13 protein-coding genes are annotated in these 11,612 nt (G+C 71.2%); 5 read left to right on the top strand and 8 right to left on the bottom strand.

The window, feature by feature from the left end; genetic code table 11:
* The 5 genes from CCN56_RS42495 to CCN56_RS05155 form a co-directional block, all read left to right on the top strand.
* On the top strand, positions 1-232 hold a 232-nt coding region (locus tag CCN56_RS42495), incomplete at its 5' end, for a helix-turn-helix domain-containing protein (RefSeq protein WP_218779394.1).
* 164 nt (positions 233-396) lie between these two features.
* Positions 397-1,632, top strand: a complete 1,236-nt coding sequence (locus tag CCN56_RS05170; protein WP_086824040.1) for a site-specific integrase — start codon at positions 397-399, stop codon at positions 1,630-1,632.
* Positions 1,633-1,790: 158 nt separating this feature from the next.
* Positions 1,791-2,252 carry a hypothetical protein gene (locus tag CCN56_RS42490; protein ID WP_143664430.1) on the top strand — a complete coding sequence of 154 codons (462 nt, stop codon included), beginning with the start codon at positions 1,791-1,793 and terminating at the stop codon, positions 2,250-2,252.
* A 655-nt stretch (positions 2,253-2,907) separates the two neighbouring features.
* Positions 2,908-4,068, top strand: coding sequence for a sensor histidine kinase (locus CCN56_RS05160; protein ID WP_086824036.1), 1,161 nt, complete (start codon positions 2,908-2,910; stop codon positions 4,066-4,068).
* A 3-nt stretch (positions 4,069-4,071) separates the two neighbouring features.
* Entirely contained in the window at positions 4,072-4,698 is a 627-nt protein-coding gene (locus CCN56_RS05155) for a response regulator transcription factor (RefSeq protein ID WP_086824035.1), read from the top strand.
* On the opposite strand, the gene CCN56_RS05150 is transcribed toward CCN56_RS05155, so the two are convergent.
* The 8 genes from CCN56_RS05150 to CCN56_RS44220 form a co-directional block, all read right to left on the bottom strand.
* A complete protein-coding gene (locus CCN56_RS05150) occupies positions 4,688-4,912 on the bottom strand; it encodes a hypothetical protein (RefSeq protein WP_086824033.1) in 225 nt (74 codons plus the stop codon). The genes CCN56_RS05155 and CCN56_RS05150 overlap by 11 nt on opposite strands.
* 115 nt (positions 4,913-5,027) lie before the next feature.
* The gene (locus CCN56_RS05145; RefSeq protein WP_086824032.1) at positions 5,028-5,480 is read right to left on the bottom strand and encodes an amphi-Trp domain-containing protein; all 453 of its coding nucleotides are present in this window, start codon (positions 5,478-5,480) and stop codon (positions 5,028-5,030) included.
* Positions 5,477-5,920 (bottom strand): hypothetical protein, encoded by a 444-nt coding sequence (locus CCN56_RS05140; RefSeq protein ID WP_086824030.1) that lies wholly within the window; start codon positions 5,918-5,920, stop codon positions 5,477-5,479. Before CCN56_RS05140 ends, CCN56_RS05145 begins: the two co-directional genes overlap by 4 nt.
* A 28-nt stretch (positions 5,921-5,948) precedes the next feature.
* The gene (locus CCN56_RS05135) at positions 5,949-6,410 is read right to left on the bottom strand and encodes an SHOCT domain-containing protein (protein ID WP_086824028.1); all 462 of its coding nucleotides are present in this window, start codon (positions 6,408-6,410) and stop codon (positions 5,949-5,951) included.
* Positions 6,411-6,468: 58 nt separating this feature from the next.
* Positions 6,469-6,666 (bottom strand): hypothetical protein, encoded by a 198-nt coding sequence (locus CCN56_RS05130; RefSeq protein WP_030693005.1) that lies wholly within the window; start codon positions 6,664-6,666, stop codon positions 6,469-6,471.
* Positions 6,667-6,777: 111 nt separating this feature from the next.
* Entirely contained in the window at positions 6,778-8,487 is a 1,710-nt protein-coding gene (locus CCN56_RS05125; protein ID WP_256961764.1) for an MFS transporter, read from the bottom strand.
* 159 nt (positions 8,488-8,646) lie between these two features.
* Entirely contained in the window at positions 8,647-11,331 is a 2,685-nt protein-coding gene (locus tag CCN56_RS05120; RefSeq protein WP_373412828.1) for a LuxR C-terminal-related transcriptional regulator, read from the bottom strand.
* Positions 11,332-11,485: 154 nt separating this feature from the next.
* Positions 11,486-11,612: DUF5955 family protein (locus CCN56_RS44220; RefSeq protein WP_256961766.1), on the bottom strand; the 127-nt coding region annotated here is incomplete at its 5' end.

The raw sequence follows: 11,612 nt of genomic DNA, 5'->3' as shown, positions 1-11,612 counted from the left end.
CGGCTGGACCGGTCCAGCCGACACGCACGGAAGAAGAGGAATACCGATGGCTCGCGGCGGATCCAACGCACTGCTGAGTTTCGAGACAATCGCCGAGCGAATGGAAATCAACAAGCGCACCGTGCTCGACAACTATAAGAGTTGGAAAATACCTGTCGTGCGCGTCAGCGATCGAATCATCCGGGTGCGCGAGCGCGATTTCGAAGCATGGCTCGATCGCCGCACTGAATGAATTAAACATTTGCACCGGATAGCCCACCGCCGGGAATTGCTGGCGAGTTCCGCTCTGATCTCACCGACTTGACCCGGCGCTAACGAACCTACATAGAGTTCACCTCCCTGGCCAGGGCAAACCGAGACCACCACTAACCACGAGAGGCCCCACCCGTGGCACGCATGCCCACCGTCTACAAGCGGTGCGACTGCCCCGACCAGAACAGGCCCAAGAAGGGCGGCTGCAAGCACAGCTGGTCCTACAACCTCACGAACGAGCAGGGGCGACGCACACGAGCCACTATTCCCAAGTCCAAGGGACTGACCGAAGCCCAGGCGCAGGCCATTCTGGACGGGAAGGCTCCCGGCGCGGCCCTGGCACCGGAACCCGTCGAAACAGATCTCACCTTCCGGCAGTGGGCGACCGACTGGCTCAGCCGGCGCCGCGCCAAGGAGATCAGCGTCGTGCAGTACGAGTCGACTCTCCGAGTGCACCTCAATCCCCGTTGGGGCAACCAGCGCATCCGGAGCATCAAGAAGGCCCAGGTCGAGTCATGGGTCCACGAGATGGAGTCCAACGAGAAGATCGCCAACTCGACTGCGGCGAGCCACTGGCGGGTCTTCAAGATGGTCATCAGGGACGCCCTTCTGAACGGGAAGATCGACGCCAGCCCCACATACGAGGTCGATGGGCCCTACATAGGCGAGACGAAGGCATACGTCTTCAGCCCAGACGAGTGCTGGGCAATCTACGACGAGTTCCCAGAGCACTACCGCCCCATACCCATGCTCGGCTTCGCCTGCGGCACCCGGCAGGCAGAAGCGTTCGGCGTGTGCGACGACGTCATCGACTGGGAGCAGGGGCTGCTCACCGTACGTCGGCAGCTACTCAGGACGAAGGAGACCGGGTACAAGCGGCTCCTCGTAGACCGCCTCAAGACGAGCCCGCACCTCAGCTCGAAGATGGTGCCGATGCCTCCGTACCTCATAGAGACCTTGCAGAAGCACGTGGAGCGCTTCCCCCCACAGGTCGCAGAGACCGTCCTCTGGGAGCACCGGAAGACGATCAACGAGTGCAGGCGCGGCCCGGTGCGCCCGCTCTTCCGGACGCCTCGCGGCAACATCCTGGGCCCGAGCGACTTCAATGAAGGCACGTGGAAGCCCGTCATGCGCAAGCTCGGCATCAAGGACGAGGAAGGCAAGCTCCCGACCTTCCATGACCTGCGGCACACCTTCATCTCCACGTGCCTCCAGAACGGCATCCCAGAGCACACTGTGGGTGCGTGGGTGGGCGACTCTGTCGAACAGTTGCGACGCACCTACAGCCACCTGCTGAAGGACCACGCCGATACCCATGGGGCAGTGGCTGCCGGCCTGACGGCGCGGCCCCAGACCTCGCGCTTCAGCAGGGCGGCGTGACAGCGCCACGTCGCCCAGACGGCCCTTCAGCACGCCGCTGCTGATGCCCTCGCCTGGAGTGAAGGAGGGGCCGCTCGGTCCGACCAGTTCACCCGCCCGCACCGTTCAAAGTGTGCTCTGCACCACCTCGCCATACGGTCGTGCTTTGTTGCCCACGCATGAGAGAGGCCGCGATGAAGAGACGGATCCTTGTGCTCGGCCTGCTGGCTGTGTTGCTCGCGGCATGCGGCACTGATGAAGACGGCGGGGCATCAACTACCAGGTCCCCGACAACAAGCGCGCCCGCCTCCAGCCCGCCACCTGCGCCTACCAGTGCGGCCCCTCAGGGAGGCACGCAACCTCCAATCGAAAGCGGTGACTGGCGGCTGGACTCGATCACGGTGCGTAACAACGGTCTCGGTGACTTCGGCGGACGGGCGCGCATCACCTACACGGGAGATGACCCGGACGGCGGCACCAACACGTTCACGATCACAGTGTTCAAGGGCGGGAAGGATGTCGCCAGTCTCCTGGGGTCAGCCAGCGAGGTACCGCCCGGTCGCACCATCACGGCGGATCTGGTCTCGACGGACAAGTTCGTGTCAGGCCCGTACACCTATGACTTCCAGAAGGACTTCTGACCGCAGCGTGCTGCGGTTGGGCCCCCGCCGCGATTGGCGACGGGCCGTCCCTGATGGACGCGGTCCCGGGGCCGTGGTCCAGCTTGCGGCGGCCCCGCCGGGACAGGGGCTTTCAGTGACGGCCCAAACGGGCTCAGCGATCACGTTTCGCCCCTGAGAGATCCCTCAGCGGGGCGTAGGTCGACAACCGGCCTACGCCCCGCTGTCACGTTCTCACGCGCGTGTTTCTGCCCAGCTGCCCGCGCTGCGGCCGCCTCGATCGCCTCTTCGTGGTCGCCGCCGGAGCATCGATCAACGCCGAGAAGCTCGCTTGCGTCCAGTGAGCTTTCAGAGGGGTACAAGCCGTAAGAGGCTTGCCCGCCTACCGCGGGCCGGCAGAGCCGCCGGATGACCTGGGACCAAAGTTCCTGCCGTTCACCCAACCAGGCCAAAGCCTGACCTCCGGCCCGAGGAGCGCGGCTACTTTCGTGGCTACGTACGTAGCCGTGCGGCCCCGTTTGAACCCGGACGGACCGGGGCCTGACTAGGCCGTCAGTTCAGGGGAAAAGGGCCTCTGACCAGCGAACTCGCTGGCCACAGGCCCCAGCGGCAGACGAAGATAATCAAACTTTCGGTTGAGTCCGGATTGTCTCCCGCTGTCTACGCTGGAGGAATCATGGATCCCCGCTCTCTCACCCCCGTTCTCCGCGCCCTGCGCCTCTGCCTGCACCTCCTCATGGCGGGCCTGCTCGTCCTGGCGGCGGTACGGGCGGACTCGACCGCCGGGACGGTGCTGTCGGTGGCCGTGGGAGCGGTCTACGCGACGGGCTCGTACCTGCCGTCCGTGCGGAGTTCTCAGCGGGCCGCCGCGGTGTGGCTGGCGGTCCTCGGAGCGTCCTGGCTCGCGCTGCTCTGGGTCACCCCGGAGGCGCTCTGGCTCGCCTTCCCGCTGTACTTCCTCCAGCTGCACCTGCTGCCGGTGCGCTGGTCGCTGCCGGCCGTGGTGCTGACGGCGGGCGCGGCGATCCTCTCGTACGTGGGACACGGAGCCCCGCTCAATCCGGGGGTCTTCATCGGGCCGCTGCTGGGTGCGGCGGTCGCGGTGGCGACGGTCCTCGGCTACGAGGCCCTGTACCGGGAGAGCGAGCGGCGGCGCCGGCTCATCGAGGAGCTGATCGAGACGCGGGCGGAGCTGGCGGCGGCGGAGCGGCACGCGGGGACGCTCGCCGAGCGGGAGCGGCTCGCGCGGGAGATCCACGACACGCTCGCGCAGGGCCTGTCCTCGATCCAGCTGCTGTTGCGGGCGGCCGAACGACAGCTTCCGCCGGACTCCCCCGCCGCGGGCCACATCGGCCGGGCCCGCGAGGCGGCGCAGGACAACCTGGCGGAGGCCCGGCGCTTCGTCCGGGCGCTCACGCCGCCGGACCTGGAGCACGGCTCCCTCGCGGGGGCCCTGGAGCGCCTGTGCGAGCCGGGCGGGGGGCCGGGGCCACGGGTCCGCTTCTCGGTGAGCGGTACGCCGGTCGAGCTGCCGACCCCGTACGAGGTGGCGCTGCTGCGGATCGCGCAGTCGGCGCTCGCGAACACGGTGCGGCACGCGGCGGCCTCTCGGGCCGAGATCACCCTCTCCTTCATGGACGCGTCGGTGACCCTGGACGTGGTCGACGACGGCCTGGGCTTCGATCCCGCTTCCGTACGCCCCTCGTCCGACGGCGGTTTCGGGCTTCCGGCGATGCGCTCGCGGGCGGAGTCGCTGGGCGGCACGTTCACCGTCGAGGCGGCGCCCGGCCAGGGCACCGCCGTCGCCGTCTCCCTCCCCCTCCCCACTGGAGCCTGAAGCATGACCATCCGACTCCTCCTCGCCGACGACCACCCGGTGGTACGGGCGGGCCTGCGCGCGGTCCTCGACACCGAGCCGGACTTCGCGGTGGTCGCGGAGGCGGCCACGGCCGAGCGCGCGGTGGAGCTGGCCGCCGCCGGTGATGTGGACGTGGTCCTGATGGACCTGCAGTTCGGCCCCGGGATGCACGGCTCGGAGGCGACGGCGGCGATCACGACGGTCCCGGGCGGGCCGAAGGTGCTGGTCCTGACGACGTACGACACGGACGCGGACATCCTGGCGGCGGTGGAGGCGGGCGCCTCCGGCTACCTCCTGAAGGACGCGCCGCCGGAGGAGCTGGCGGCGGCGGTCCGGACGGCGGCGGCCGGGCAGTCGGCCCTCGCACCGGCGGTGGCGCACCGGCTGATGGACCGGATGCGGACACCGGCGGAGGCCCTGACCAAGCGGGAGCTGGAGGTCCTCCAGCTGGTGGGCGAGGGCCTCTCGAACCAGCAGATCAGCAAGGCGCTCTTCCTGAGCCAGGCGACCGTGAAGTCCCACCTGGTGCACATCTTCGCGAAGCTGGGCGTGGACTCGCGCACGGCGGCGGTGGCGGCGGCGACGGCGCGCCGCCTGATCAGACGGTGAGGCCGTCGGGCCGGCTCTCGGCCGACGAGTCGGCCCGCGCGGCCATCAGCTCCTGGAAGGACCGCATGCACGACAGACAGTGCCGGTCCGTGCTCATCCCGTCCGCACCACGGTCGACGGCCTGACCACAGAGGCTGTTGTCCGCCTGTTTGGCGATCACGTGCCAGACCAGGAGTCCGCTGGAGTCGTCGGGCGCGATGTGCATCTCGTACATGGCGGTCATCCTTCTCGGGAGTCGGGGTTCCCACCCAACTCGTGCCCGGCCGCACCGGCACGGCAGCCAGGTCAAGTGGGTGAAACGAGAACCCCGCCCCCGAGCGGGGACCGGCTCACGCGGCCTTCGCGGCGGTGCGCCTGGGCTTGGCCGGTGACGTGGCCTTCCGTCTCCGGGCGGCGGGTGCGGGCGACGCGCTCCCGGCCTCGGCCTTCTTCCCCGCCTCGGTCTTCTTCGCCTCGGCCCCCTTCGTCCCGGGCCTGGTCTTCGGCCCGGGCTCCGGTTCGGGTGCCTCTGCCCCGTCGGCCTTCCCCTCGGGGGCGGCCGTGTCGCGCGAGCCGCGGTCCGTCCGCCACTTCAGCTCGATCTCCAGCTCGATCTCGCCGTCGTCGACCTCGAACTCCACCTCGCTGCGGAGTTCTTCCGGGATCCGCAGGCTCAGTACGCCGCCTCCCAGCGGGACCTCCGCCTCCTCACCCGCCCTGAGCGCCTCGGCGAGCGCCTCCAGCTGGTCGGCGGCCTCGGTACGGGTCAGGGAGCGCTTCTGCTCGAACTTGAGGTCCTTCACGACAGCCTCCCGTCGGTGGGGCGGCCGACGACGTCCTCACCCCGGTCGACGCACAGGGCCCAGATGATGAACCCGGACATCACGATCACGATGACGGACCACCACGGGTAGTACGGCAGCGACAGGAAGTTGGCGATGATCACGAGCGCGGCGATGCCGACGCCGGTGTACCGCGCCCAGGCTGCCGCCGCGAAGAGCCCGAAGCTGACCAGCACGGCGACGATGCCCAGGCCCAGATGGACCCAGCCCCAACCGGTGAGGTCGAACTGGAAGACGTAGTTGCGCGTGGTGACGAAGACCTCGTCCTCGGCGATGGCCATGATCCCGCGGAAGATGCCGAACAGTCCCGCGAGGAAGAGCATGACGGCGGCGAAGAACCGCAGGCCCCCGGCCCAGGCGTGTTTCGCCGACGAGGCGTGAGCGGTGTGCGTGGCGTTCATCTCGGTCTCTCCTTCTCCCCGGCCCGTCTCACCGAGGGGCCGTGGTGGTGCCGGCGGACGTGGACGGACGGTCGTCGTTCAGGACGAGGGCCTTGGCCCGCTGGAACTCCTCCTCGCTGATGTCGCCCCGGGTACGGAGGTCGGCGAGCCGGTGGAGTTCCTCGGCACGGCTGGGCCTGGTGCCGCCGCCGGCGGTCTCCCGGACGTAGGCGTCGAAGGCCTGCTGCTTCTCGCGGGCGTGGTCGATCTCGCGGCGGCCCATGCTCTTGCCGCGGGCGATCACGTAGACGAGCACGCCGAGGAACGGCAGCAGGATGACGAACGCCATCCAGCCGGCCTTGCCCCAGCCGCCCAGGGCGTCGTCGCGGAAGATGTCGCCGATGATCCGGAACAGCAGGATGAACCACAGGATCCACAGGAAGAACCAGAGCATGGTCCAGAACATGCTCAGCAGCGGATAGTCGTAGGCGAGGTACATCTGTGTGTCCATGTCTTCGCTCCGTTTCCGGTTCCTTCTCCCGCCGGGCTTCCGCCGGGGTCCGTCTCGGTCATTCCGGCAGCCGCCTCAGTTCCACCACGTGCAGTCCGAGGGACTGGAAGCGGGCCAGCAGGCCGTAGAGGTGGGCCTCGTCCACGAGAGGGCCGTACAGCACCGTCTGGCCGGAGATCATCACGTGCTCCAGCTCGGGGAAGGATCCGATCAGCGTCTCCGACATGAGTCCGTCGATCCGGATCTCGTACTGCATGATCTGCCCCTCCCGTGGTCCCGTGGTGGGGGTGGCTGTCACAGGGCCGGTCGGGCCCTGATGCGATGGTCCGTCTCCGCGTCTCCGGTGGCCTCACCCTGCACGGGTGACTCAGGGGCCCTCGGAACCGGGCTCCGACGGCGTGGGCCCCTCGGTGTCCCGGCGGCGGCCCGCACCCGCAGGGCCGTCCGCCACGGCCCCGCCCGTGCCGGTGGCCCCACTCGTGCCTGTGGCCCCTTCCGCACCGGTGGCCCCGCCCGCACCGGGGAGGCCGCGCGTCACCAGGAAGCTCGCCAGTGTGATGCCCCCGGTCGCGAGGACGGCCGCCTTGAGGCCGTCCAGCTGGGCCGAGGCGTACGACTCGGTGACGGCGTCCACCTCCTGGGGCGGAAGTCCCGCGTCCTCCGCCGCCGCACGGACCTCGTCGGTGGGGACGAAGCTGATCCCGGCCTCCAGGGCGACGCTCGTCTGCAGGCGCGTCTCCTCCGAGAGCCTCGGGTCGTCCTCCACCTGCGTGGTGAAGGCCTGGGCCAGGGCCCCGATCAGCAGGGACCCGATGAGGGCCGTGCCCAGCGCGGACCCCAGGTTCTGAGCGGTGAACTGCAGGCCGCCGACCTCGCTGCGCTCCCGCTCCCCGACGCTGGACTGGACGACGTTGCCGAGCTGCGAGGCGAGCAGCCCCATGCCCAGGCCGAGGAGGGCCATGGCCGAGAAGAACTGGGCGTCGTCGATGACGGGGTCGATGGTGCCGAGGAGCCAGGCGATGGCGGCGAGGAGCAGGACGAGGGCTGTCCGCACGATCCGCCGCGGGCCCAGCTTGCGTCCGAGTCTCGCCGCGCCCAGGGAGGCCGCGAGCATGGTGACGGAGACCGGCAGCAGCCGCAGTCCCGTCTCGAAGGCGTCGAGCCCCTGCACCACCTGCAGGTAGAGCGGGATGGTGAAGAACAGTCCGAGCAGGATGAGGTTCTGGCTCAGCAGGGTCATCAGGCCCGAACGCAGGGTGGTGTTGCGGAACAGGGCCAGATGGACCAGGGGGTCGGCGCCGGCGGCCTCCCGCCTCTCCTGCCAGACCCGGAAGAGGAACAGCACCACCACCCCGGCCCCGATCACGAACAGCGTGGGGGCGAACCCGAAGACGGTGAAGGGCGGGTTGCGCGGCTCCACCCATCCCCAGGTGCCGCTCTGCAGCACGCCGAGCACGCCGAGGCCCAGGCCGACCGCCGAAAGGGCGGCGCCGACGACGTCCAGGCCGGGACGCCGGCCGACCGGGGCCGGTTCCGGGATCGCCCGCCGCGCGAGCAGGACGGCAAGCACCACCACGACCTCGCCCGCGAAGACCAGGCGCCAGGTGAGGTACGTCGTCACCCAGCCGCCGAGCAGCGGACCGACCGCGATGCCGGCGCCGGCCAGGCCGCCCACGACGCCGTACGCCACGGAGCGGTCGCGGCCCCGGTAGGACTCGGCGACGAGGGCCGCCATGGACGGGAGCACCAGGGCGGCGCCGAGCCCCTCGATGACCGACCATCCCAGGGCCAGGACCCAGAGGGTGGGCGCGGCGGCGGTCAGGGCCGAGCCGACCCCGTAGACCGCCATGCCGATCAGGAAGACCCGGCGCCTGCCCAGGATGTCCCCGATCCTGCCTCCGATGATCATGAAGGCGGCCATGACCAGGGCGTACAGGGTGATGACGGCCTGGATGGCGGTCACCTCGGTGTCGAAGTCCTCGACCAGCTGGCTGATGGACACGTTCATGACGGAGGTGTCGAGCACCATCAGGAACTGGGCCGTCCCCAGCACGATCAGAGCGCGCCACTTCTTCACGGTCGCCACCTCGCCGGGCCTGGCCGCCGGTGTCAGCGGCAGCGGAAGGTCGAGCCCACCCTCGCCGCCATCACATCCGAAACGGTCACCGGCCGCCTCACCCGGTGCGGGTGAGGAAGGGCGGCGGGACGGGTGCGCCCTCCGGTGCCCGGCGCCGGGTCACAGCAGCCGCAGCTCGCGGGCGCGGCGGACGGCGTCGTTGCGCCGGTGCACCGACAGCTTCCGGTAGGCGCTCTTGAGGTGGGTCTTCACCGTGTTCACGGACACGTACAGGTCGGCGGCGATGTCCTCGGTCGACATCGCCCGGGCGAGCCGCTCCAGGACCTCGCGCTCCCGTCCGCTGAGCTGCTCCAGCGGCGCGTCCGGTCCGGTTCCGGGTCCGCCCCGCTCCGTCCCGTCGTACGACCCGGATCCGGGTACGAGCCATCCGGCGGCCTGCGCCCGCAGCGGGGGCTCGGCCAGGAAGGAAGCGATCCAGGGCCCGGCGGTCCGGAAGGCGCGCCTGAGGTCCTCGCGGCGGCCCTCGGCGAGAGCCTGGGCGACCGTCCTGCGGGCGGTGGCGGTGTCCCCCTCCAGTACCGCCGCCCGTGCCCGTACCAACGCGGCCGGTACGGACACCCCCGGGCCGGCGCTCCCATGGGCCGCGAGGCCGTCGAGCAGGCGGAGGGCCGTGCCGGGGTCGCCGGCGGCGAGGTGGGCCCGCGCCGCGCCGACGGCGCACTCCGGCAGCTCGCCGGCGACCCGGCGGAGGACTTCGACGGCCGCGTCCGGGCGGCCCTCGGCCAGATGGGCTTCCGAAGCGACCAGGGCGGCACGGCCCTGCGCCCAGGGCGATGCCTCGGCGGCGGGGACGGGCCGGGCCGCGACGGCCAGCGCCTCCCGCGCACGGCCGCGGGCCAGGAGCACGCCGGCCGTCACGGCCCGCCTGACGGCGGCCGTCACCGGGTCCGCCGGCGGCTGGTCGGACGTCCGGGCGAGAAGGGCCTCGGCGCGGTCCACCTCGTCCCGGTCGAGGGCGACCGCGGCGAGCACCAGCTGTCCGAGCCCGGAGCCCGACGGCTCGGCGAGGCCGTACCGTTCGGCCTCGGCCGTCATCGCGAAGACCTTGCGTTCCGCCGCGCTCGGCCGGCCGTTGAGGTGGTCGAGGAGCGCCAGGTGTTCCAGCGCCTCCATCCGCGGGAGGACCGTGGACGCCGTACGGGGACCGCGGGCCACCGCGGTGAGGGCGGCCCGGGCCTCGTCGAGGTGTCCGGCCCACAGCCGCGCGGAGCCCACGTGGGTCAGCAGGAGGGCGGGGAGTTCCGGATGCCCGTCCAGCAGCCGGGAGGGCAGCTGCGGCATCAGCCGTTGGGCCGAACGGGTGGCGCGCTCGGCCTGGTGCGCCGAGCCGGCCAGCCGTCCGGCGAGCGCCTCGAGCAGGGCGCAGCTCAGCAGGGCCGCCGGGGAGCCGCGGTCGCCGGCCTCCAGCTGTTCCGCCGCGCGGCGCAGGTACGCCAGGCCGCCGTCGACAGCCGGGCGGGACAGCTCGCACGCGGCGCGGACGAGGTTCAGGGACGGGTCGGGCGCCTCTCCCTCCATTCCGGCGAACCAGTCCGCCGGCTCCGCGGAGCCGAGGCCGGTGAAGAGCTGTCCGATCGCCAGGTCCTCGACCAGGGCCCGGGCCATGTACGTCCAGTCCTGGGCGGCGGCGCCGTGCGCCAGCATCTCGGGGAGCGTGCCGAAGCGCCGCAGCCAGTGCGCGGCACGCCGGTGCAGCTCCGGCTCGAGGCCGGGGGCGCGTTGGCGCAGATGGGCCCGGAGGATCTCCCGGAACAACGGGTGGAGCCGGTACCAGCCCTGCCCGAAGTCCTCGACGAAGGCGTTGGCGCGGTGCAGCGCGGCCAGGATCGTCGCGGCGTCACCCCGCCGGGTCAGCTCGTCCGCCAGGTCGGGGCAGAAGCGGTCCAGCACGCTGATCCGCAGCAGCAGGTCCTGCGTCTCCGGTGTCTGCCGTTCCAGCACCTCGGCCAGCAGGAAGTCGGCGATCGTGCTGCGCCCCGCCTCGAACTCCTTCAGATAGTGCTCGGGATCCGGGGTCGACTGCGCGGCCAGGGCGCTCAGCCGGAGGCCGGCCGCCCATCCCCGGGTGCGCTCCACCAGCGCCCGGGCCACCGGGACGGACAGTGACAGCCCGTGCAGTTCGAGGAGATCGACCGCCTCCTCGGTGGTGAAGGCCAGCTCGGCGTCCCGGATCTCGGTCATCTCACCGGCGAGGCGGTAGCGGTGGAGCGGGAGGAGGGGCTCGGTACGGCTGACGAGGACGAGGCGCAGTCCCGGCCCTGCGTGCCGCAGGACGAACTCCAGCTGCCGCCCGACCTCGGGGTCGGTCATCCGCTCGAACTCGTCGATCACCAAGGTGACGGGCCGGTCGCGCCCGGCGAGTCCCCAGGCGAGTCGGCTCAGGAGCGTGTGGGGCACCCGCGTCGCGTCGGTGGGGAAGCCGACCGCGGTGGGCGCCGGCACACCGGCGGCGTTCAGGGACTGGAGCAGATGGGCCCAGAACATCCCCGGACCCTCGACCGCGGCATCGAGCGCGAGCCAGGCGACCGGCCGCCCAAGGTTCGCGGCCCAGTCGGCGACCAGGAGGGTCTTGCCGGCCCCCGCGCTGCCGTTGACCACGGTCAGCGGGGTCAGCAGGGCCTGTTCGAGGTGCTCGACCAGCCGGTCACGGCGCAGGAACGTGCCGGGGCGGCTCGGCAGGGCGAATCGTGTCCGCAGGTACGGGTCTCCCAGCGGGTCGGGGCCCCCGGGAACCGGGGCGCTCCGCGGCAACTCGTCACCCCTGGCCTCCACGTCCTCCACCACCTTCCGGTCGGTCCCGCCGGAACGGGACTGCCTTCAGGATGGAAGCTTTCTCTCCGGTTCGGCCAGCGCACAGAGCCCTGTAAACCCCTCCCGGGTACCCGAAGGTCCCGCTGAGGGGCCTCGGGAAAGGCCGGGCCCGAGGCCGGCCGCCGGCCTACTGCCCGGGCTGCGGGGGGCCGAAGAGCTCGACCGCGCGCCGGACCCCGGCGAGGCCCTCGGCGAGGGCGCTGACGGAGCCGACGGAGCCCGCGACGAGCAGCAGGGAGCGGCGCAGCCGCCGC

Origin of the sequence: Streptomyces sp. NRRL B-24572, assembly GCF_002156145.1 — a bacterium.
Classification (GTDB): Bacteria; Actinomycetota; Actinomycetes; order Streptomycetales; family Streptomycetaceae; genus Streptomyces; species Streptomyces vietnamensis.
This window is presented reverse-complemented; position numbering and strand designations above follow the sequence as displayed.